Annotated in this window: 20 protein-coding genes and 1 tRNA gene; 11 read left to right on the plus strand and 10 right to left on the minus strand. The window is 42.6% G+C overall.

What is annotated here, in order from left to right:
• Window positions 1–88 precede the first annotated feature (88 nt).
• Window positions 89–1,120, plus strand: a complete 1,032-nt coding sequence (locus tag Q0L00_RS03150; protein WP_297335410.1) for a proline iminopeptidase-family hydrolase — start codon at window positions 89–91, stop codon at window positions 1,118–1,120.
• A gap of 81 nt (window positions 1,121–1,201) precedes the next feature.
• Here Q0L00_RS03150 and Q0L00_RS03155 read toward each other — a convergent pair whose 3' ends face one another.
• The 5 genes from Q0L00_RS03155 to Q0L00_RS03175 form a co-directional block, all read right to left on the minus strand.
• Window positions 1,202–2,305: a DUF5009 domain-containing protein gene (locus Q0L00_RS03155; RefSeq protein ID WP_297335411.1), complete on the minus strand. Its 1,104-nt coding sequence runs from the start codon at window positions 2,303–2,305 to the stop codon at window positions 1,202–1,204.
• A gap of 116 nt (window positions 2,306–2,421) precedes the next feature.
• On the minus strand, window positions 2,422–3,078 hold the full coding sequence (locus Q0L00_RS03160) for a hemolysin III family protein (RefSeq protein ID WP_297335412.1): 657 nt from the start codon (window positions 3,076–3,078) through the stop codon (window positions 2,422–2,424).
• Complete coding sequence (locus Q0L00_RS03165; RefSeq protein WP_297335413.1) at window positions 3,075–3,914, minus strand: sulfurtransferase; 840 nt, start codon at window positions 3,912–3,914, stop codon at window positions 3,075–3,077. Before Q0L00_RS03165 ends, Q0L00_RS03160 begins: the two co-directional genes overlap by 4 nt.
• Window positions 3,915–4,017: 103 nt before the next feature.
• Window positions 4,018–4,614 carry a DUF2911 domain-containing protein gene (locus tag Q0L00_RS03170; protein ID WP_297335414.1) on the minus strand — a complete coding sequence of 199 codons (597 nt, stop codon included), beginning with the start codon at window positions 4,612–4,614 and terminating at the stop codon, window positions 4,018–4,020.
• Window positions 4,615–4,673: 59 nt separating this feature from the next.
• A complete protein-coding gene (locus Q0L00_RS03175; protein WP_297335415.1) occupies window positions 4,674–6,338 on the minus strand; it encodes a DNA polymerase/3'-5' exonuclease PolX in 1,665 nt (554 codons plus the stop codon).
• Window positions 6,339–6,538: 200 nt separating this feature from the next.
• On the opposite strand from Q0L00_RS03175, the gene Q0L00_RS03180 reads away from it, so the two are divergent.
• From Q0L00_RS03180 to Q0L00_RS03195, 4 genes are read left to right on the plus strand one after another with little or no spacing between them, the layout of a single operon-like run.
• Window positions 6,539–6,943 carry an EVE domain-containing protein gene (locus Q0L00_RS03180; RefSeq protein WP_297335416.1) on the plus strand — a complete coding sequence of 135 codons (405 nt, stop codon included), beginning with the start codon at window positions 6,539–6,541 and terminating at the stop codon, window positions 6,941–6,943.
• Window positions 6,940–8,562 (plus strand): hypothetical protein, encoded by a 1,623-nt coding sequence (locus Q0L00_RS03185; protein ID WP_297335417.1) that lies wholly within the window; start codon window positions 6,940–6,942, stop codon window positions 8,560–8,562. Before Q0L00_RS03180 ends, Q0L00_RS03185 begins: the two co-directional genes overlap by 4 nt.
• Window positions 8,563–8,596: 34 nt before the next feature.
• Window positions 8,597–9,145: a bifunctional pyr operon transcriptional regulator/uracil phosphoribosyltransferase PyrR gene (gene pyrR / locus Q0L00_RS03190; RefSeq protein WP_297335418.1), complete on the plus strand. Its 549-nt coding sequence runs from the start codon at window positions 8,597–8,599 to the stop codon at window positions 9,143–9,145.
• Between the two features lie 2 nt (window positions 9,146–9,147).
• On the plus strand, window positions 9,148–10,074 hold the full coding sequence (locus Q0L00_RS03195; RefSeq protein ID WP_297335419.1) for an aspartate carbamoyltransferase catalytic subunit: 927 nt from the start codon (window positions 9,148–9,150) through the stop codon (window positions 10,072–10,074).
• Window positions 10,075–10,161: 87 nt separating this feature from the next.
• Here the strand turns inward: Q0L00_RS03195 and Q0L00_RS03200 are convergent, their stop codons facing one another.
• Window positions 10,162–10,770 (minus strand): hypothetical protein, encoded by a 609-nt coding sequence (locus Q0L00_RS03200; RefSeq protein ID WP_297335420.1) that lies wholly within the window; start codon window positions 10,768–10,770, stop codon window positions 10,162–10,164.
• A gap of 103 nt (window positions 10,771–10,873) precedes the next feature.
• Here Q0L00_RS03200 and Q0L00_RS03205 point away from each other — a divergent pair, with 103 nt between their 5' ends.
• From Q0L00_RS03205 to Q0L00_RS03220, 4 genes are all read left to right on the plus strand, one after another.
• Entirely contained in the window at window positions 10,874–11,596 is a 723-nt protein-coding gene (locus Q0L00_RS03205; protein ID WP_297335421.1) for an ABC transporter ATP-binding protein, read from the plus strand.
• Window positions 11,583–13,214, plus strand: a complete 1,632-nt coding sequence (locus tag Q0L00_RS03210) for a putative ABC exporter domain-containing protein (protein WP_297335422.1) — start codon at window positions 11,583–11,585, stop codon at window positions 13,212–13,214. The genes Q0L00_RS03205 and Q0L00_RS03210 overlap by 14 nt, the downstream gene beginning before the upstream one ends.
• Before the next feature lie 110 nt (window positions 13,215–13,324).
• Complete coding sequence (locus Q0L00_RS03215; protein WP_297335423.1) at window positions 13,325–14,692, plus strand: pyridoxal-phosphate dependent enzyme; 1,368 nt, start codon at window positions 13,325–13,327, stop codon at window positions 14,690–14,692.
• A 7-nt stretch (window positions 14,693–14,699) separates the two neighbouring features.
• A complete protein-coding gene (locus Q0L00_RS03220) occupies window positions 14,700–15,371 on the plus strand; it encodes a hypothetical protein (RefSeq protein WP_297335424.1) in 672 nt (223 codons plus the stop codon).
• Here the strand turns inward: Q0L00_RS03220 and Q0L00_RS03225 are convergent.
• Window positions 15,349–16,077 (minus strand): lysophospholipid acyltransferase family protein, encoded by a 729-nt coding sequence (locus tag Q0L00_RS03225; protein WP_363318499.1) that lies wholly within the window; start codon window positions 16,075–16,077, stop codon window positions 15,349–15,351. The genes Q0L00_RS03220 and Q0L00_RS03225 overlap by 23 nt on opposite strands.
• Window positions 16,078–16,394: 317 nt before the next feature.
• Between Q0L00_RS03225 and rpsA the strand changes: the two genes are divergently transcribed.
• Entirely contained in the window at window positions 16,395–18,164 is a 1,770-nt protein-coding gene (rpsA, locus tag Q0L00_RS03230) for a 30S ribosomal protein S1 (protein ID WP_297335425.1), read from the plus strand.
• 55 nt (window positions 18,165–18,219) lie between these two features.
• On the opposite strand, the gene Q0L00_RS03235 is transcribed toward rpsA, so the two are convergent.
• The 3 genes from Q0L00_RS03235 to Q0L00_RS03245 all read right to left on the minus strand — a co-directional run bounded on the left by Q0L00_RS03235 (window position 18,220) and on the right by Q0L00_RS03245 (window position 21,160).
• Window positions 18,220–20,433, minus strand: coding sequence for a molybdopterin cofactor-binding domain-containing protein (locus Q0L00_RS03235; RefSeq protein ID WP_297335426.1), 2,214 nt, complete (start codon window positions 20,431–20,433; stop codon window positions 18,220–18,222).
• Window positions 20,434–20,439: 6 nt separating this feature from the next.
• Window positions 20,440–20,901, minus strand: coding sequence for a (2Fe-2S)-binding protein (locus tag Q0L00_RS03240; RefSeq protein ID WP_297335427.1), 462 nt, complete (start codon window positions 20,899–20,901; stop codon window positions 20,440–20,442).
• Window positions 20,902–21,086: 185 nt separating this feature from the next.
• Window positions 21,087–21,160: transfer RNA gene (locus Q0L00_RS03245), tRNA-Cys, on the minus strand.
• A 365-nt stretch (window positions 21,161–21,525) separates the two neighbouring features.
• Between Q0L00_RS03245 and Q0L00_RS03250 the strand changes: the two genes are divergently transcribed.
• On the plus strand, window positions 21,526–22,791 hold the full coding sequence (locus tag Q0L00_RS03250; RefSeq protein ID WP_297335428.1) for a c-type cytochrome: 1,266 nt from the start codon (window positions 21,526–21,528) through the stop codon (window positions 22,789–22,791).
• Window positions 22,792–22,812 lie beyond the last annotated feature (21 nt).

The following is a 22,812-nucleotide window of genomic DNA, read 5'->3' on the forward strand; positions in this document are numbered from 1 at the left end:
ATCCTTTGTAAAGAAGAATCAGTAAAAATAATACATTGAATTCCCACTTTCTTTTTCCAAATTCACCTAAGTCAACCAATCATAGATTATGAAAAAACTGTATTTCTTGTTTTTTGGAGTAGTGGGATTGCTGCTTTCCTGTCAACCCAAAGATCAAGGTGAAGAAGGCCAAGTTGAAGAAACCATCGAAATCCAAAATGATGGTATTCGTATGATTCCAATTTCTACACCGAGTGGAGATTTTGAGGTTTTTACCAAGCGAGTAGGGGATAGCCCGACTAAAAAAGTTTTGTTGCTGCATGGTGGGCCCGGGATGACACATGAGCAATACGGGAATTTCGACCAATATTTCCCACAGGAGGATATTGAATTTATTTGGTATGATCAGTTGGGATCTGCTCATTCGGATCAACCTGAGGATTCCACACTTTGGACAATAGATCGATTTGTCGATGAAGTAGAGCAAGTTCGTACGGCCTTGGGATTGAATAAGGATAATTTCTATCTACTGGGCCAGTCATGGGGAGGAATGCTCGGAATGGAATATGCTTTTAAGCATCAAGATAAACTTAAAGGGTTGATTATCTGTAATATGATGTCTAGTTTGGATGAGTATGAAAAATACGCCAAAGAAGTACTCGGTCCACAAATGCCTCCAGAAGTATTTGCCGAATTAATGGGAATCGAGAAAAATATGGATTTCGAGAACCCCCGCTACATGGAACTACTCGGAGAGCATCATTATCCCCAGCATGTGCTTCGGATGCCGCCTGATGAATGGCCCGAAGAAATCAACCGCATGATGTCTCAGGTCAATCCCAATGTATATGTTTATATGCAGGGATATTCCGAATTTGGGATTACTCCAGGTGCTAGCTTGAAAGGTTGGGATGTCAAAGATCAGCTAAAAAATATCACCGTGCCGACCCTTGTCGTAGGAGCAATACATGACACGATGGATCCCAAACATATGGAATGGATGTCAACTGAAGTAGCCAACGGGCGGTTTTTGCTTTGTCCAAATGGCAGCCATTTGAGCCAATACGATGATCCGGAGCACTTTTTTCCAGGGGTCATTCAATTTATCAAAGACGTGGACTCGGGAAATTTTGGGAAGTAAGTCTTCGACCCTCCAAGGGTTTCAATCCTTTGGAGGGTTTGATTTTACATTTTTTCAAACGAATCAGGAAATCGTTACCCGTTAAATCCTAAAGAAAATCCCCTTTCGGTACAAGAAATAGCATAATCCCCACATCGCTGCCAGCGCACCAAAAGAAGCAATCAGGAATAGTCCATGCTCCCCAAATCCCATCCAGCCGAACATTCCTCCAGTGAAAATACCCACGGTATTATTCATCCATCGTCCCAGCATTTCAGCGAAGAGGTAGATAAAAATCGAATTCATTCCCACGATTAAAAAAGGGGATATGCCTTTTCTTTGATTTTTAACATCGATCCACCAGTAAAAAAAGGCCAAAGCCCCCAATGCCCAACCCCCGGAAGCAAATACAAAAGAAATAGTGCTGATTCGCTTTATTATGGGAGTGATGCCCACAAAGTCCAACCCATAGCCAATGATCAACCCTACCAATCCGGCCAAGGCAATAGTTTTGATCTTTTCAGAGTGATTTTTTGCTGAAAGTAAAAGATTACCACAGATCGCTCCCCAAATTGTATGAGCAGCAGTCGGAATCGCATTGATCGCTACCCAGCCCCCGGAGTTGATTTTGCCCATGAGTAGTTGATCGGTGTAGTTTCCCAAGTTGGTTCCATGTTCAAATGGAACCTCGGGATTATATACTCTATAGAGAATTTCGGTTAAAGCTAGCAGACCCAAAGACACTCCCAGCTGGACTTTCCAGCCTTTTGTCAATAAGAAATAAGTGATCAATATCGTAAAGGAAAGTTGAGTCAGTACATTCCAAAGTTCAAATACCATTTTCCCAGCGTACACACAATGAAGGCCTGTACCGAACAGAAATAGGATAAAGCAGCGCTTGAGAATATGCAGGGTCACTTTGCTCCGGTCCTCGGATAGGGCCAATCTTTTATTCAATGAAAAAGGCATCGCCACACCGACGATAAACATGAAAAAAGGCTGGATCAAATCCCAGAAACGCAGCCCATTCCACTCATGATGGGTGAATTGGAGAAATAATGGATGAAGGGAATGGCCTTCCGGGAAAAGTGCTAAAAAAGCATGGTACACCCAAGCAGCTTCGGCGATCAATAAAAACATGGTAAGTCCTCGGTACACGTCCAGTGAAACCAAACGCTGGGTGGGATTGGCGGAATTGGAGTTCATAGTCAGGTTATTTGGGTAAGTTTAAGATACCGAATACGATATAATAGTTTACAAAAAATTGATCAATGGATAATTTCTTTTTTGATTAGGCGATTGCTGAGAATTTATCGGGATTCTCAGCTAATCTTAAACACAGCAACGAAATGAGAAAAAGTACCTAGCAGTACGAAGATATGCCAAATCGAATGGTAATAAGGTTTTTCGCTTTTGATATAAAAATATACCCCGACCGTATAGGAAAGTCCTCCCACCCCGATCCAGAATAAGATATCCAAACTCAAGTTTTCGATCAGATCATTTAGAAAAAAAACAGCCAACCAGCCCATAGTTAGATAAATGACCACCGATAAAATTTTGAACCTTCCGGTGAAGAAAATTTTGAAAAAAGTGCCAATAATGACCGAACTCCAGATGATTGAAAGGAAAATAATAGCTGTTTTTTGATTTAGGATGGCAAGTAGCATGGGACTATAGGAGCCTGCAATCAAAAAATAAATGGAGATATGATCCCAAACTTGCAGTTGGGCTTTTATTTTGGGCTTGATGGCCGCATGGTAAGCCGTCGAAAAGCTATACACCATTAGGATTCCAAGGCAAAATAATAGCACAGCGATCAGCATCAAAAATGAGCTGTTTTGTAAGGTTTCAAAGAGTAAAAACGGAATTCCAATCCAGGCTAAAACTAAACCGAATCCATGGGAAAATGCATTTGCTTTTTCCTCTGAAGCGGTCTGTGGACGCTTTAGTTTGGTCGAGGTATTTTTAAAAATCACGGGTTTTCTGTTTTGCCAATCGGTTTGTCGTTTCTACTCCATTCACTCCAAGAGCCCACGTAGAGTTTTGGGATCTCCAATCCGGCGTAATCCATTGCCAAAAGCGTATGACAAGCCGAAACCCCGGAGCCGCAATGCACAATCACCTCACCAGTATCTTTTAAAACGGATTCATATTTCGATTTCAATTTCTCTGGGCTCAAAAATCGGCCATTCACATCCATATTTTCTGTAAGCGGAATATTGATCGCTCCCGGAATGTGTCCTGCGATCAAATCAATGGGCTCTTGCTCGCCTCGATATCGCTCAGGTGATCGGACATCGATGACTAGGGTCTCATCTTTTCCTGCTTTTCTCTCAACCTCGCGCATGGTAGCTATCGGAAGACCCCAGTTTTGTCCTGGATAAACGGATTTTGGAGTTGGGTTAGATTCACCCATTTCTGTAAGAAAGCCAGCCTGAATTGCTGCTTGCATTCCTCCTTCGAGTACCTGCACTTTTTTATGGCCTAAGGCCCGAAGCATCCACCAAAAACGAGCAGCAGGATTTGCACCGTTTTGATCATCGTAAACCACCACATGGGAAGTTGGGTCTATGCCCAAATTACCCAAAACAGCACAAAAGTCAGAAGCTTTAGGCAAGGGGTGGCGACCTCCATCTGCCAGGTTTATTTTGATATCTGCTAATTCCAAATTAGGATCGACAAAAACCGCCCCTTTCAAATGTCCCCGTTCAAAACTGTTTTTTGGGTTTGGGTTGTTTCGAGCATCTACAAGTACAAAATCGTGGGTTTGAGATAAGTTGACTAATTGATCTGCAGGAAGAATAGGAGTCATGATTTGCTGGGTTATTCGGTTTAGTAAATCTATTAAATGAGGAGGGGAAAAGAAAAATCCCGCCTGAAGTAGACGGGATTTGGGTATTGAAAGAATAGTTAGTTTAGAATTGGCTTTTAAACTGCTCTATTTTTTGGTCCACCATCGTATCCACTAAGAATGAAACTTTTACCCCTTCCCAAGCCATGGTCACTTTTGCGGTTTTGTTGTCTTCGGCAGAGATATGGTACTGAAGCCGTTCGGTATTTCCACCTCGTTCAGTTGTTGCAGAAAATGAAACTGCATCGTCTTTGGCTACCGCACTTTCATCAATTTTTCCATCTTTCATGTAGGCGAAAACAGAAGCTGCTTTGCTATTCAAATGAACGGTCCAGTCGCCAGATTCGGAAGGGGTCATGAAAATAGAATATTTTCCGGCACGAAGGGTTTTACCGCCCAGGCTTACCGGTGTGCTAAATTCAATAATCGTTTGAGCATTGGCGCCAGCTCTCCAGGTTACGCCGTATTTTTCAATTTCGCCAAAAATTTTACGTCCCTTCACCGCAGGTGAAGAATAATCGATGCTAATTTTAGTAAATCCCACCACCTGAGATACCGATGCGGCAGGACTGAGGGCTGGACTTTGAAGTTGTGCTTGGGCAGTTAGGCTTGTTGCTACAATCATGGCAATAGCCAGGAATAATTGGGTAATTTTTTTCATGGATTTTTGGATTTGGGATTTTTAGTTTGGATTGCTAACTGATTCTTGAAGAAGATGTTTTAGGAATTTATTTTGATCTTATTTTTCCGGTTTTCGAAGTAGGTTGAAATTTCTTCTCGGTTTAAGGCGTTTAGGGTCATTTCTTTGGTCAAACCGCCTTTTCTACCTACCAGCACTCCATATTTCATGTCCCTGTAGCCCTCCATTTCGTGTGCATCAGGGTTGATAGCTAGTTTTACACCTTTTTCCATTGCATAGCGAACCCAACGCCAATCCAAATCCAGTCGCCATGGATTGGCATTGATCTCGATCACTACCTCATGGTCTGCACAGGCATCGATAATTGCTTTGTGGTCAATGGGATAACCTTCTCTTCGGAGCAAAAGTCTTCCTGTAGGATGGCCCAAAATGGTGGTGTAAGGATTTTGAATTGCAGTGAGGAGTCGATTGGTTGCCCGGGTGACGTCCATGTTCAAAATGGAATGAACAGACGAAACGATGAAGTCGAACTTGGCCAAAATCTCATCAGGATAATCCAAACTCCCATCACCGAGGATGTCGCTTTCAATTCCTTTGAATATCTTAAACGGCGCCAATTCTTGGTTCAATGCATTGATTTCCTCGTGCTGTTTGAGGACCTTCTCAATTTCTAGGCCTCCGGCATAGCTTGCTGTCCGGGAATGATCGGAAATACCCAAGTATTCATAACCCAATTCCTTACAGTATTCGGCCATTTGTCGGAGGCTATGTTTTCCATCGCTGTAGGTAGAGTGGTTGTGTAAAATCCCCTTAAGGTCTTGCTCCTCCAAAAGGTCTGGGATTTTACTTTCCTTGGCCAGCAGGATCTCATCTAAGCCCTCCCGCATTTCAATCGGAATAAATTGAAGGTTGTTTTGGTTGAAAAATTCGCCATCGTCCTTAAACCCATTCTTCAACAGTTGGTCGGCGATGGTTTCTTTTTCAGTCAAAAAAGATTGCAAATGTAATGGAGAGGCACTTAAAGCATATTTTTTCCTGGGAAAATCCTGCTTGGAACAAAAATGAATGGCAAAGTTTAAATCCAGCTCCTTCATCTTTCCACGAAAACAAAATGGGCTGGACTGACTTAGATCGATCGCAAATTCGGGAAGGGTTTTAAGTGATTTTTTAACTGATGCCAGATTTTCCGAGCTGATCAACCATTCTGCCTTGGAGATAATTTCCATTTTTCGGGCAAACTCCCCAACGGCATCCAATTCGGTTTCTGCAAGCTGTTCACTCAGCTTATGGGTTAGTGAGTCGATGACTTCTTCAATATCTGCATAGAGCCATTTTCCGGCATTGGAGGCTTTGAATTCCAGATTTTGGATGATGGTTTCTTGCGTTTTTTCTCCGAATCCTTTGATTTTGGCGACTTTCCCACTTTGGCAGGCTTCCATCAGTTCATGAGTGGAGGTGATGCCGAGTTCCTCCCAAAGGGTTTTTACTTTCTTAGGTCCCAAGCCTTTGATCTGAAGCACTTCCAAAATTCCCTGCGGAGTCTTTTCAATCAATTGGTCGAGTTGGGCAAATGATTCAGTTTCTTTCAAAGAACGTATCGCTTCCAAAATACGCTTACCCACTCCTGGAATCTTGCTCAGGTCGGATTCGCTTAGGTTCATGATATCTGCATCTCCCCGCTCTAGAGCGTTCAGGGCAGATTGATAACTCCGGATTTTAAAAGAGTTTTCATCGTGTAGCTCCATAAGTTGGATACAGAGCTTGATTTTCCTTAAAATGGTCTTGTGGTCCAAAACTTTTAATTAGTTAGCTTTTATTGGTGACAAATGTGCAGAAATATTGTTTCAATTTAAAGTTTAAAAGTCTATCTTAAAACCTATTTCTATTGAATGTAATTCAGGGTTTTGAGAAAACGAGTGAACACGCTCATAAAACAGAATAGGGTATGGAACTTAAGTATTGGATGGTAAAGAGTGAACCTACTTCCTATTCTTGGGAGGATTTTGAAGCCAAGAAAGTGGATGTCTGGGACGGAGTACGGAATTATCAAGCGCGAAATTACCTGAAGGAAATGAAAATCAAGGATCAGGTGCTTTTTTACCATAGTGGAAAAGAAAAAGCGGTAGTAGGACTCGCAGAGGTTGCTGCAGAGGCCTACCCTGAACCCAAGGCAGAAGATTGGGTCGCCGTAGAATTAAGGGCAATCAAAAAGTTGGAATCACCGATTGGCCTTCAGGCAATCAAAGCAGAGGAAAGACTTACACAATTGCCCATGTTTAAACAATCCAGATTGTCGGTTTTCCCGTTAAGTAAGGAGGAATTTGATTTGATACTAAAAATGACTAAATGAGATACACGCTAATCCTATTATTTTTTATTTTACCCTGTTTTTCCACTCTGGCCCAAGTAAAGTTCCTGGCTAGATTTGAGGTGGAATCTGGTGATTTTGACCCTACGTTTGAAATGGCGCCTATTCCTCAGGGCTTGGTTTCATTTCGGACCATCTCCAAGGGGGCATTCAATGTAGATCGGGTGTTTCAATATTTTATTTCTGACGAAAATCTCAATTCGGAGAATATCGTGGAATTGCCTGTCAAAAATGGGTTTGACATGATCGGCTACGACCTGGAAGGAAATAATTTATTTATTATTTTTCAAAAGGGAAGTTCACTTTCTTCAGAGAAATATGTCCTTGAGATCGATTTAAAGACCAGAAAAGGAAAGGAATACCTGCTCAACAATATTTTAGAGATGTCCTTGAGTGAGTTTTTGGTTCAGCAGCGAAGCGTAATTGTGTTGGGAATACCCGATACCCGGCCTGTGATTCAAGTATTCAACCTGGATAATAAATCTGTTCACACGGTTCAGGGGATTTATGGGAATGATACCCAGATTCTTCAGATTCGGAAGCGGCAGGACATTGCGTCTTTTGAGGTTGTACTGAGCCGGAAAGGTAAATACCGAGAGCGGGAAATCAGTATCAATAGTTACGACCTTGAGGGTAATTTGCTCAGAGAGATTGATATTGACCAGTTTGGTGATGAAGATCAAGAGATTATGGATGCCATTTTGGTTTCAGGATCTAATTATAGTCAGATGATGGTCGGAGCTTTTGGTCTCGAGCGTAGGAATTCCTATCAAGGAATGTATGCCTTAGATATCAATGAATTTGGGGAATATGAAGAGCGATTGTACACCTTGTCTGACTTTCCGGAATTCTACAATTATTTGGATGAAAGGGGAAAGTTACGTAAAGCTAAGGAAGTAGAAAAAGCGATGAAGAAGGAAAAAATCCCAAGTATTCAAGACAACTATTCAATCAGACAGGTTCTCCCGTTGGATGACGGGATGTTACTTTATTTTGATCACTTTGATGTGGTCAATATGAGAGGGAATTCCCGAAATACTTCTTACAGCTCCCGTACCATATACCGCCCCTTTCCCAATCAAGGACTAGGGGGAGGTGGGGTTTATGATCCATTTCCAACGACCCCTGTTTCTCCAAATAACCTCAATTTTCAAGTAGAAACTGAATTTACCTATGTCTCTGCTCATTTTGTTCGGCTGGGGAATGAAGGTCAGGTAGTATGGGATAATGCTACCACCTACAATAACCTTAGAACAAATTATCCGGAAAGTTTCGGGCAAATAGCGTTAGTGGAGGATGAGTTTTATCACGCCTATGTGAGAGATGATAAAATCGTTCTTTCTTATCTTAAATCAGGCGAAAAAGTGTTTGAAGATTTGGATTTTGAGATAGAATTGATTGAGGAAAATGAGCGAATCTCGCAAACTGATTACCATACGCTGAGGCTAATCCATTGGTATGATCGATATTTTTTACTGGCGGGGACCCAGAAGATCAGATACCAAAAAGAGGAGGGTGGTTCGGCAACTCGGGATGTGTATTTTGTGAGCAAAGTTTTATTCGCGGGGGATTTGTACGAGCCGGAAGAGAAACTCGAGTAGAAATTCTTTATATATTTACCGGCAAATCCAACCCATGCAAAAAAGGCTAGTCTTAGATCAGGAGCAAATCGGGATAATCATTCAACGGTTTTGCCATCAATTGATCGAAAACCATCACAATTTTGAAAACACAGTTCTTCTAGGGCTTCAGCCTAGAGGAGTAATTCTATTGGATCATTTGGCTCCTGTACTGGAGCGGATTTCTGGCAAAAAAGTGCCTTTTGGCTACTTGGATGCTACTTTTCATCGAGACGATTTTCGAAGGAGAGATTTTCCGTTGAAGGCCAATGAGACTAAAATTGATTTTTTGGTAGAAGGGAAAAGCGTGATTTTGGTAGATGATGTACTTTACAAAGGCAGAAGCGTACGGGCAGCCATGGATGCAATGATTGCCTTCGGAAGACCTCAAAAAGTAGAATTGATGGTCCTTGTGGACCGGAAGCTTACACGAGATTACCCAATCATGCCGGATTACTTTGGAATCCGGGTCAATACCCTCGAGTCCCAATACGTAGTGGTCGAATGGGAGTCTCAGGGTCAAGAAAAAGATGCAGTTTGGATTACCGAGAAAGTCAAAAATTAACCATGTCTCAACTCAGCAGCCGACACCTCCTAGGAATTAAAGACCTCTCCCCAACTGATATCCAACTAATTTTGGATACGGCTGAAAACTTCAAAGAGGTGATTAACCGACCGATCAAAAAAGTACCTTCACTTCGGGATATTACCATTGCCAACGTTTTTTTTGAAAATTCCACCCGAACCCGACTTTCATTCGAGCTGGCAGAAAAGCGGCTTTCTGCAGATGTGATCAATTTCTCCTCAAGCAACAGTTCTGTCAAAAAAGGAGAAACGCTCGTCGATACCGTTAATAATATCCTTTCTATGAAAGTGGATATGGTGGTCATGCGGCACAGCAGCCCTGGAGCGCCACATTTTCTGGCAAGAAATGTGAAAGCCAATATCGTCAATGCCGGGGATGGCACGCACGAGCATCCCACTCAAGCGCTCTTGGATGCCTATTCTATACGGGAAAAACTGGGTACCTTGGAAGGCAAAAAAGTAGCGATCATAGGGGATATCCTTCACTCCCGAGTGGCACTCTCCAATATTTTCTGTCTTCAAAAAATGGGAGCTGAAGTGATGGTCTGTGGCCCGATTACCTTATTGCCAAAGCATATTGAAAGTCTTGGAGTCAAGGTAGAGCTTGACGTCAAAAAAGCTTTGGAATGGTGTGATGTGGCAAATGTACTGCGGATTCAGCTTGAGCGTCAACAAATTAAATACTTCCCGAGTCTTCGTGAATATTCCCTCTATTACGGCATTAATAAAAAGCTGCTGGATCAACTCAATAAAGAAATCGTCATCATGCACCCCGGTCCAATTAATCGAGGGGTAGAGCTATCTTCAGATGTGGCAGATTCAGAGCACTCCATCATTTTAGAGCAAGTGCAGAATGGGGTCGCTGTGCGAATGGCTGTACTCTACCTGTTGGCAGGAGTCAGAAATTAAAATCACGAGCAAGAAAAAAGCGGCTGCCTTAAATTTTAGAGACAGCCGCTTTCGCTTCTTACGAAGTTAGCTTGGTTAGGCATGAGTTTAAATTCCTCTCCATCTACCTCCTCCTACATAGAACCCCAGTGTAAATCCAAAATATTGGTTGATGGCTTCCCCAATGACTTGCCCAGAGGTGTCCTGAAGGTTACTAGTCGGTACAAAATTGTATTCGGCTCCCATTCTGAATTTGCCAAGTTCCACGCCAGCCCGGACCATCGGGGCCCACTCAAAAGTCGCTTCCAAATCCCCTACATCGCTATTGTCTATTGTGGAGGCATCGATCTCTACTGCACTTAAGGCATAATACCCAAACCCTGCCCCAATAAACGGGGCAAAATTACTTCCCCCATTATTAAAATAATAATCTAAGGTTCCTCCGACAGAGGCATTCGCGGAAACTTCACCTTGGTAGTCCTCGGAGATATCATAGTAAGTCACATCTTTAGCGATTCCTGCGATTCCCATCCTCAGGCCAAGATTTAGATTATTCGCCAGATTGACTTTTGGTTCAAGATTAAAAAGAACGCCGATTCCTCCTCCTTGAGGAATAGCTGGACCCAGATCCATCCCAAACCGGAACTTGCCAGCCTGCTGACCATAGGATAGCATGCTGGTAAATAGGAACGCGAAGATAAATGCGAATTTTTTCATGGGGTATGTTTGGTTATTTTTTGAAATTCTTTGCTCAAAAAAGATTCCATTTCGTATAAACTTACTCATAAGTCTTTTAGTTTTAGCAAAAAATACACTTTTCATGCTTCAAGTAAAAAATTTGATCAAAAAATACGGAAAGCACCTTGCGGTAGATAATATTACTTTTCAGTTAGAAGGAGGAGAGGTAGTAGGTCTTTTGGGACCAAATGGTGCCGGGAAAAGTACGACGATGAAATGTATCGTGGGATTACTGCGAAAAACCTCCGGTGAGATTTACATTGGAGGGCATGATCATCTCTCGGTTCAGGCCAAGCGATTTTTTAGTTATATTCCTGAAACCCCCTATGTCTATGATCTACTCACAGTCAGGGAGCATATGCAGTTTATTGCTCAAGCTTACCACGTTTCCAATTGGAAAGAGAAGGCCGAAGAGCTGATGGAAACCTATGATTTAACGGATAAGGCAACTAAACTGGGTCGGGATTTATCCAAGGGCATGCGTCAAAAAGTTTCGATTTGTTGCGCCTTGTTGCCTGATCCCCAAGTATTGTTTTTTGACGAACCCATGATTGGACTGGACCCAAAAGCGATCAAAAACACCAAGCGGATTTTTGCCAATCTCAAAAATGCGGGAAAGACCATTTTAGTTAGTACTCACTTGATCGACTCGGTGGAGTCCATTGCAGACCGGATTATGATCATGAAAGATGGGAAAATCCTGGGAAATGACACCATCGCCAATCTGAAAGAACAGTTTGTGACTTCTGAAAATGAAAGTTTGGAGGACATATTTCTAGAATTGACCAAAGATGCAAGAGATTAAGCTCCTTTTCAGGAAGGATTTATTTATTCTGAAAAACAATCTTTTACTGATTCTTAGAAATCCGCTTCGATTGCTTCCGTATGGAGGGATGTTGGCGTATTTTTTCTTTATCTACACCATGCGACTCCGGAATCGCTCCGAAGATGAGTCTATTCCCGAGTTGGGAACAGATGGATTGCCTGAAGTGGATTTTGCGGCTCAAAATCTGAGTGGAGGACTGACTATCTTGGTTTTGGTGTTTTTGGTTTACCAATTATTTCGGGCTACCAAACGAAATGTGAGTTTCTTTTCCATGGCCGATGTTAATTATTTGTTCACCAGTCCTGCAAAACCTCAAAATATTTTGATTTACTACATGGGCCGGTCGATTTTGCCTTCCCTAGGAGGGAGTATTTTATTTTTGGTATACGGAGCAAGTCAGATGGCCGACAGGTTTGATTTTAGCCCTGACAATCTTTTCTTTCTTTTGATGGGTTTTGCGCTTTTTTTCTTTCTGCTTTCGCCTATCCGTTTTTTGATTTACACCCTTCATACAAAGTATAATTTGATGGAAACGATCAAAACTGGGGTCGTTTTGCTTTCAGTTATTTTGGGATTGATGATTTTGATTCCGGGATTACTTGCCGAAAAATTTTGGCAGGGGATGTTTTCATGGATCGCTTCCCCTTGGTTTGACCTCTTCCCATTTGTCGGCTGGAGTAGAGGGATGGTGGGTTACCTTGTTCATCAGAATTTTATTTTAGCATTCACCTTTTTTGCGCTTTATCTGTTGGCATATTATGCGATTGTCAGATTGGTGATTCAATTTTCAGGATATTATTACGAGGATGTGCTCGAAGCGACTAAAACCAATGAAGAGCAACGGGAAAAAGTAAAAGGGAAAAGTGAAACCTCCGAAGGCGCATTCAGTCTCAATGCCAAAAAGCAATTGGCGTTGCCTGATTTTGGGGCAGGGGCAAAGGCCTTTTATTGGCGAAATTATGTCCACTCCAGCCGGCAGGATTTTCATCCCTTATTTGGGATCTATAGTTTGGTCATGGCTGGCTTGGGAATTGTTTTTGCGGGACTTTCCCATTTTGATTGGTTTTCGCACAAAGTACTCAATGTGTATTTGTTGATTTTAATGGGGTTTTATTTTCTGGCCGGAATCGGTAGAGCTTCTGTGGGAGATCTGAAAAAACCATATTTCTTCCTAATTCCAGCAACCTGGACGGCTAAATTTTGGAATATGATCAAGTTGGATTTGATTCAGATTTTACTGTTTGCAATCGTGCTGATTATTCCTGCTGTTGTTATAGCTGGACTGCATTTGCTGGTCATCCCATTATTTATTCTAGGGATTTTGATTTTCTACCTTGTCGGATTGTCCATTAATTTGATTCCTCAGATAGCATTGGAAGAAAGCTGGGACAAAAAATTGATCAAGCCACTGATGATTGGAGGGATATTCCTTTTTGGGATTATTCCGACCTTGATTTTTGCCGTGATTATCTTTGTGTTTTTGAAGCAATTTGTTTGGATGCTCCTGGTCATGGTACTTGGGATGGGAATCCTTTCCGCAATTTTGGTTCATGTGGTACTTGATGTGCTGAAAAAGCTGGAATTTAAGGAGGTTTGACCTAAGTCGTAAAATGGATTAAGTACACCAAATTTTCTTCTGTTTTCTACGGGTTCATTCGAGTAGGCAAGAAAATTCCTGTAATTTTGACAGACCAAATAGAACAGACTATGATTTATAATTCCATTATTGATACCATCGGCAATACCCCGATGATCCGATTGAATAAAATAGCCAAGCACATCAAAGGTGAAGTGCTGGTCAAAGTGGAATACTTTAACCCCGGCAATTCTATGAAAGATCGGATGGCGATCAAAATGGTGGAGGATGCTGAGAAAGCCGGTATTCTTAAGCCGGGTGGAACCATCATCGAAGGCACTTCCGGAAATACGGGGATGGGTCTTGCTCTAGCAGCTGTGGCAAAGGGGTACAAGTGTATTTTTACGATGGCAGACAAGCAGTCTAAAGAGAAAATTGACATTCTCAAGGCAGTGGGTGCCGAAGTGATCGTTTGCCCCACGAATGTTTCTCCTGATGATCCACGGTCTTATTATTCGGTCGCCCGAAAACTCAATGCTGATATTCCCAATTCCTTTTATCCCAATCAATACGACAACCTTTCCAATACCGCAGCGCATTACGAAACCACTGGGCCGGAGATTTGGAAGGATACCGAAGGAAAGATCACTCATTATGCAGCAGGAGTGGGTACGGGTGGATCAATGTGTGGGACGGCGACTTATTTGAAAGAAAAAAATCCGGATATTGTCACTGTAGGAATAGATACCTATGGATCTGTGTTCAAAAAATACAAAGAAACGGGAGTTTTTGACGAAAAGGAGGTCTATCCTTATTTGACTGAAGGGATTGGAGAAGATATTTTGCCTAAGAATGTAAACTTTGAGGTAATCGATCACTTCATCAAGGTCACCGACAAGGATGCCGCTGTAATGACCCGTAGATTGGCACGGGAAGAGGGATTGTTTGTCGGCTGGTCATGTGGATCTGCGGTGCACGGAGCACTTGAATGGGCAAAGGATAACCTGAAAGAAGGGGATCAACTCGTCATTATTTTACCTGATCACGGTACCCGTTATTTAGGGAAGGTCTATAACGATGACTGGATGCGAAACCACGGGTTTTTGGAGGATAAAACCTATGCTACCGCCCGTGATATTATCGCTAAAAGACCAGCTTCCTATGCTTTGGTTTCGGTGAAAAAATCAGATTCCATCAAAGATGCGATTGGGTTGATGAATAAAACCAGCGTATCTCAAATCCCGGTCATGGATGGCGAAGAAGTGGTAGGTTCAGTGACCGATACCAAGTTGCTCAGCAAAATCATCGAAAACCCCAGTTTAAAGGACGCATCGGTTGCCGATGTCATGGAGTCATCCATGACATTCGTAGCTGGAAATAGTACTTTGGACGTGTTATCGTCAATGATTGAAAAAGAAAAAGCGGTATTGGTACGAGATAATATTGGTAAAATTCATATCATTACCAAACACGATATTTTAGAAGCCTTTACCAATTAATCGAATTTTGAAAGATCCCCGAAAGATTGAGGAAGTCCTCAGTAAACCGATTCATTTTGACATAGATAAGGCATTAAAGGGAGGCTGGGAACTCTTCAAAGCTCAGCCTGGTATTTTAATTGGTTATACGGTCTTGGTCATCGGCTTTTCTGTAGCTGCTACCTTATTTATGGGGGATTTTTCATCCATTTTCAGCTTGTTTGTCGGGCCGGCATTGACCGCTGGTTTCTATTTGTTGGGAAACCGGATTTCGAGAAACGATTCGGTTGAGTTTATGGATTCCTTCGAAGGATTCAGATTTTGGTTCCCGGTAGTAGTGGTAAGTTTGGTTACCGGTATGCTTACGATTCTTGGGGCGATATTATTGATTCTTCCCGGGATTTATTTAGGGGTAGCCTACACGTTTGCCTTGCCTATGGTGATTTTTGGAGGGTATGAGTTTTGGACAGCTATGGAGCTGAGCAGGAAATTGATCACCAAAATTTGGTGGCGTTTTTTCCTCTTTCTTTTGTTGATCCTATTGATCAACCTGGTGGGAGCCTTGTTTTTACTAGTGGGTTTGTTGGTGACGATTCCAACGAGTTATATGATTATTTATGCTGCGTTTGAGGAGTTGAGTGGGGAATTACTGGAAGAGGAAGATAATTTACCTGACTTTATTCATGAGTCAGAATCATAGCTTCCAATCGATTTCGGCATTTATCAGCAAATAAATTTACGGCATTTTCCGAAGGAGCAGGAGGATTGATTGGTTCTGAAAAATAGATCCGAACTTTGCCCGGCCGAAGTAAGATCGATCCCCGCTTCATAATTCGATCCGCGCCGATGACGGCCATGGGAAGCACTGGAATTTGGGTTTCAATCGACAAGCGAAATGCCCCCTTATGGAAAGGGAGAAGCGTTTCGTCGCTGTCATTTCGGGTGCCTTCGGGTGCGACAACCACGGATTTTCCTTGGGATAGAATTTGAATTAGTTTTTGAATACTCTCTTTTCGGGATTCAGTAGAAGTGCGATCTACCCAGATGGCAAGCCTTCCAACCACCCAACCAAAAATCGGGATCTTGGACAATTCTTTTTTTCCCAAGGCTCGAAGTGCTTGTGGAATGGCCATGGGAATTACGGGTGCATCGATCAAGGAGCGGTGATTAAAAATATAGATATAGGTCTTCTGCTGATCTATCAATTCCCGACCTTCTATTTGATATCGGATTCCGGATAGAAATGACCAAACTCCTGCCCAAGCTCGAATAAAGACAAAAGATATCCGGTCTCCTCGATCGGAAATCAAAATGGGTAACACAATGAAGATCCCGAAAATCAACATTAAAGTAATGAATAGAAGTCCAGAATAAATGGTATAAATCCATTGAAATAGTTTAATCATTCCGAAAATTACTTAATTTTGAGCTCGTAATAATCCTTTCACTCTTTGCTTGCAAGGCCCTTTTTGATTCAAAATCGGAGAGGGCTTTTTCTTTGGGCTGGTAAAATTATAAATTCAGACTTCAATAGTGAGTTGCGACTGATCCCAAACCTTGATTTTTTTAGTCCTCTTTTCTTGAAATTACAGAAAATCAGTACCTTTGCAGTCCGTTCGAGTGAGCGGAGTGTTTTAGCTTCGGCTAAAGCATTGATTTACAACTCAAAAACCGCTGTTTTCTGACCCGTGGACAGACGGAATTTTCAGGGTCATTATTTATTATGTCTAACAAAGAAGATTTTAACTGGGAAGACTTCGAAACCAAAGGATTCGGAGAAGGCTATTCTAAAGACCAGCGTGAGCAGATGGCCGCAATGTACGAAGGTACGTTGAATGAGATCACCGAGAAAGAGGTGATCAAAGGAACTGTGGTTGGTGTGAACGACAAGGACGTGATCATCAATATCGGATTCAAATCCGATGGTTTGGTGCCTATCAGTGAATTCCGTGATTTGGAATCCATTAAGCCTGGGGACGAAGTGGAGGTATTTATCGAGGAGCAGGAAAATGCACTCGGTCAATTAATCCTTTCCCGTAAAAAAGCAAAAATCGTTAAAGCTTGGCAGGATATCGAGAGCGCATTCGAAAATGATAGCGTAATCGAAGGTTTGGTGAAGCGAAGAACTAAAGGTGGTTTGATCGTGGATATCTACGGGGTAGAAGCCTTCTTGCCAGGTTCTCAGATTGACGTAAAGCCTATCAGAGATTTTGACATCTATGTAGGTAAGAAAATGGAAGTGAAAGTGGTGAAAATCAACCACGCTAACGATAACGTAGTCGTTTCTCACAAAGTCTTGATCGAGAAGGATCTTGAAAAGCAAAAAGCAGAAATCCTCAACAACCTCGAAAAAGGTCAAGTTTTGGAAGGGGTAATCAAGAACATGACCAACTTCGGTGTATTCATCGATTTGGGTGGTGTAGATGGATTGCTTCACATCACCGATATTTCTTGGGGACGAATCAATCATCCGGAAGAAGTATTGGAACTGGATCAGAAGGTTCAGATCGTGGTATTGGACTTCGACGAAGACAAGAAGCGAATTTCGTTGGGTATGAAGCAGTTGACTTCTCATCCTTGGGATTCTTTGGCTTCTAACCTTGAAGTTGGATCCAAAGTACAAGGTAAGATTGTAAACGTAGCTGACTACGGAGCATTCTTGGAATTGGCTCCCGGCGTAGAAGGTTTGATTCACGTTTCCGAGATGAGCTGGTCTCAGCACTTGAGAAATCCAGCCGACTTTGTTAAAGTAGGTGACGAAATTGAAGCTGTAGTATTGACATTGGACAAAGACGATCGCAAAATGTCATTAGGCATCAAGCAATTGACCGAAGATCCATGGACAAAAGGCGATATGTCTACTAAGTATTCCGTGGGTACTAAGCACAAAGGTGTGGTAAGAAACTTGACCAACTTTGGTCTATTCTTGGAATTGGAAGAAGGAATCGACGGATTGGTTCACGTATCTGATCTGTCTTGGACTAAAAAGATCAAACATCCATCTGAGTTTGTCAAGGTAGGAGATGAGCTAGAAGTAGCTGTTCTTGAGCTTGACGTAGACAACAGAAGATTGGCTTTGGGTCACAAACAGTTGGAAGAGAATCCATGGGATACTTTTGAAACCGTATTCCCAATCGGCTCAGATCACAAGTGTACCGTTGTTTCCAAAAACGATAAAGGTGCTGTACTTGAGCTACCTTACGGATTGGAAGGATTTGCTACTTCCAAAAACTTGGAAAAAGCGGATGGTTCACAAGTAGAAGTAGGCGAATCGCTTGACTTCAAAGTGATGGAATTCTCCAAGGACGATAAGCGAATTGTACTTTCTCATACGGCTACCTTCCGCGAAGATGTGAAGCCGGCTCCTGCAGCTAAGAAGCCAGCGAAGAAGAAAGAAGATTCTGCTGATAACTCTCCTGCAGAAAAATCTACCCTAGGTGATTTGGATGCGTTGGCAGAGTTGAAAGAGAAAATGGAAGGCGGCAAGAAGTAATAGCTTAAACCGCTTAAATAGATAAAGAGTGGCTGTCGAAAGGCAGCCACTTTTTTTATGCTGTAACATATTCCCTCAAAGGCAATTTTCGGATCCGCTCTCCTAAGGCAGAGGAAAGCGCATTGACCATTGCAGCAGCGACTGGACCTTGTGCGGCTTCGCCGGCGCCAAGAGGAGGTTCCTCCGGCCGGTTGATGATGTGTACCTCGATTTCGGGAATAGATTTAGCTCTCAAAATCGGATAAGAACTCCAGTCCTTGCTTTGAATCCCTTCCGAGTCAAATTCCACTTGCTCCAAAATGGTCCAACTGGCTGATTGAATCATTCCACCTTCGGTTTGGTTTTTGAGTCCATCGGGGTTGATGCATTGGCCGGATTCGATGACACCGATTAGTTTTTTGAGCTTGTATTTTTTATCGTCCGAACCCGGTTCGATTTCAGCCAAAACTGCAAAATAGGAAGCTGAGTTTTTGTATTTGGCAAAGGCGATTCCACAAGTAGATTTTTCATTCGGAGATTTTCCATTCCAGTTGGTTTCGGATTTTAACTTTTCCAAAACGGCAATTCCCCGTTGATCTTCCAGATTTTTGATTCGAAAATCAAAAGGATCTTGATTGGCTAATTGGGCAAGTTCATCCATAAAACATTCTAGGGCAAAGATATTCCCATAAGCTCCAAGGCTTCTCAAGGCTGAAGTTCGTAAGGGGCCATCATAGTTGGAAAGCAAGATTTGGACATCCGGAATGCCATAAAGTGGAAGGGCATTGCGATAAGAACCTCCCGAAAATCCACCCTTTTGAAATTCAAATGGGTTTTCCAAGTGTCTTGCCGAAATGTAGTGACCGGCTTGTCCATTGGGTCGGGTACTGTGTGCATCCGACCAGATGTGACTTTTCCAAGCTGTGATTTTTCCATTCTCATCTACAGCCGCCTCGAGTTTTACCTGCATGGCCGTACCAAAGGGTTCCCACTGATGTTCATCTTCACGCATCCATTGGAGCCGGATGGGCGTATCAGGTATCTTGCTGGCAATCAGTGCAGCCTCTGCGGAAACATCATCGGCACTGTTGTGTCCATAGCATCCCGAACCTGGCATGCCGATACAGCGAATCGATTCTTTTTCCAGGCTCAACAAATCGGACAGGGTGTTTTGTAACGGATAAACTCCCTGAGTTGGTGACCAAACTGTCAAGTTCCCGCCTTCCCACTTTGCTATTGCACAGCCCGTACCCATGGACCCATGCAGGTGATAGGGTTTTTGATACGTGGCTGAGATTTTTTTGGAAGAGTTGTTTAATTTGGCTGGACTATTTCCCCTGGATTCTACCTCTTTTGAATTTTCCGAGGTCTGCTCCATGTGCTCAAAGAGCCCAGTTGGATCAACCGAAATCTGCTCTTGTTCCCATTCGGCAATTTCTTTGGCTTTCTGCCAGGCTTTAACTGCTTGGTATTCTCGTCGGGCAACCAAGGCCACAAAGCTCCCATCGACGATCACCTGTTCCACCCCTTCGATCATGAGAATTTGACCGTTATCCAGCTTGTTGAGTTTAGACCCATAAACGGGCGGATGCAAGACCCGAGCATGAAGCATTCCGGGTAGTCTGTGGTCGTGCACGAAATGGGATTTGCCCCGGACCAGTAATTCGATGTCTGCTCTGGGAATTGATTTGCCGACTACTTCATGGTTTTTTGGGTCTTTTATGGGGGCTTGATCATTCACCTTTTCTTCTATAAACTTCCCTTCCAATAATTCCCAATAGCTGATTTTTTGGTTTTCCGGACCCAAAATGACGCCTGATTTCACCTGGATTTGACCTGCGGATATCTTCCACTTTTTGGCTGCTTCTCGAATCAAAACTTGTTTTGCCGCAGCAGCTGCCTGACGAATGGCCCTACCACTTCCTTCCACAGAGTTGCTCCCGGCGGTGTAGCCTTCATTTGCGGTTTGTCCGGTATCTCCATTAATGATATGACAGATTTCAACTGGAACTTCCAATTCCTCGGCTGCAATTTGAAGCAAAGCAGTGCGGATTCCCTGTCCTAATTCCTGTTTGCCGGTTAGTACGGTGAGGTATCCTGCTGCATCAAGCCTAATCCAAGAGTCAATGATATCTCTTCCTGCATGGGGTCGTTCGGGAATTCCATAGTAGGGGTTTTGTGTTTCAATGGATTCTTGGGGAGTACATTGAAGGAAAGGGAAAAGGTTAAATCCTAGGAGTAATTGTCCGGAGGTTCTGAGAAAAGCCCTTCTTTTGAGCGGCTGTAACATGGCTTATTAAGTTTTTTGGGCGGCTAATTTGACTGCTTTCAAAAAGCGAGAATGCGTTCCACATCGGCAGATGACAGGTTGAAGGGCGTCTCGGATTTCAGCGTCATTTGGATTTGGGTTTTCTCTCAAAAGTGCCACAGCTGCGATGAGCATTCCATTGAGGCAATAGCCGCATTGAGCAGCTTGTACTTCTATAAAGGCTTCTTGAACCGGGTGGAGTTTGTCCTGGCGTTCAAGTCCCTCTAGAGTTTCAAGTTTCTTGCCTTCAAATTCCCCACTTCCGGTCCGGCAAGTATAGCGTGCTTGTCCATCGACCAGAACCATACAAGCTCCACACTGATGAAGGCCACATCCGAATTTGACACCATTCAATTCAAATTCCTCTCTAAGAACATACAAAAGTGGCTCCTCAGGATCGACCGTTACCGATTTAGATTGACCATTGAGTTGAAAGTTAATAGTTTTCATTTTCGTTTTGGAAAGCGTGGTGTTTAAGATAAAAAAACTTTAATCCAAATACTAAAACTGTGCTATCCAGGGGAAGAGGGAAGGCTGAATAGTTTATGGGGATATTTGCCAAAGAAAAAATAGTAGGTTTGGGTTTTTACCCAATTTCCAATAAAAAAAAGCATCCCTTTCAGGATGCTTTTGGGTGGAGGTCGCGAGCGGATTCGAACCGCTGTACAAGGTTTTGCAGACCTCTGCCTAGCCACTCGGCCACGCGACCTTTTTAATTCGGAATGCAAATGTAGACATTAAACTTATCGGTACAAAAGAGTGTAGAGGAAAAATTTTGAAAAGTCAAGGATTAGAGAAATGAGAGGAAGGTTTTACTTGAAAAAAAAACACAGTATTTGTTGTTTTTTTGGACTCTTTGAAAATAGGCTTTTTTGCTTATTATTTATAAAGATTCTAAATTATAAATACTTTTCTAAAAGGAGGTTAATAAATTGAAGATCAATAGATTAATCACTCAAATGTTACAGATTAAAGGCTACACTGAGCTTTCAATTCATGTTTGAAAAATAAAGCCCGGGTACTACCTTTGCAAGGGTTATTTAAAACCGATTAAACTATTTAATTAGCTATAATATGTTATCCAAACGCTCGTTAGTAGGGGTTCGATGGAATTTCCACACACTGGCAGTGCTGTTTTTCTTTCTGGTCGGGACGCAGGTTTTTGCTGCAGATCCGGCGGTGTCAGAAAGTGAAGAGGCCATTTCAGCAGGAAAGACAGTTTTCAATGCAAACTGTAAAACTTGTCACAAATTGGATCAGAAGGTAGTTGGTCCAGCCCTGAGAGGTATCACTGATCGGCAGTCCATTGAATGGGCCAAGCGATTTATTGTCAATTCGCAGGAAGTAATTGCCTCAGGGGACGATTACGCCAATAAGTTGTATGAGGAATATGGGAACCTGCAAATGCCCAATCATCTTTTCTTGACTGATGCTGATTTAGACAATTTGCTCTCTTACATCGAATATGGAGACAAAGTGGATCCTGCTGCTGAAGCTGCCTCTGCTGCAGGCCAGGGTGGCGAAGTATCCGGCGGTGGAGGAGGAATTCCTACCGAATACCTAACCATTATCGTAGTGGTTTTGGTGATTGTCTTGTTGCTGATTTTGATCGTATTGGGCTTAATCATTTCTGTCCTAACCAAATACATCAACAAGCAGGATTTGCCAGAGGATGACAAAGAATTTGTTTCTCAGAAATTTGATGTTGGGAAAATCCTCAAAAGTGATGGATTCATCATTATTGTGACTGCGATCGTGGTGGCCTTGGTAGCTAAAACGGCAATTGACGGATTATATGGAGTAGGGATTCAGCAAGGATATGCACCTACTCAACCGATTGCCTATTCTCACGCACTCCATGCCGGTACTCTAGAAATCGAGTGTCAATATTGCCATACCGGTGTGGAAATTGGAAAATCGGCAAACATACCTTCTGCCAACATTTGTATGAATTGCCATACGCATGTGCAGAACGTGCAAGGGAAAGAAGGAATTTCTCCAGAAATTCAAAAAATCTACGATGCCGTAGATAATAATAAGCCGATTGAATGGGTACGGGTTCACAACCTCCCAGATTTGGCTTATTTCAACCACTCTCAACACGTAAAAGTAGGTGAGATTGAATGTCAGACCTGTCATGGTCCCATCGAAGAGATGGAAGTGGTTTATCAGCACTCTTCCTTGACAATGGGTTGGTGTATCGATTGTCACAGACAGACTGAAATTGCCGCAGATGGCAATGAATATTACGATAAGTTGGTCCAGTTACACTCCGACTCCAAGGATGCCTTAAAAGTTAAGGACATCGGCGGTCTCGAATGTGCTAAGTGCCACTATTAATTTATCAATTCGAAAATTCAT

The organism is Algoriphagus sp., from assembly GCF_024305035.1.
Classification (GTDB): Bacteria; Bacteroidota; Bacteroidia; order Cytophagales; family Cyclobacteriaceae; genus Algoriphagus.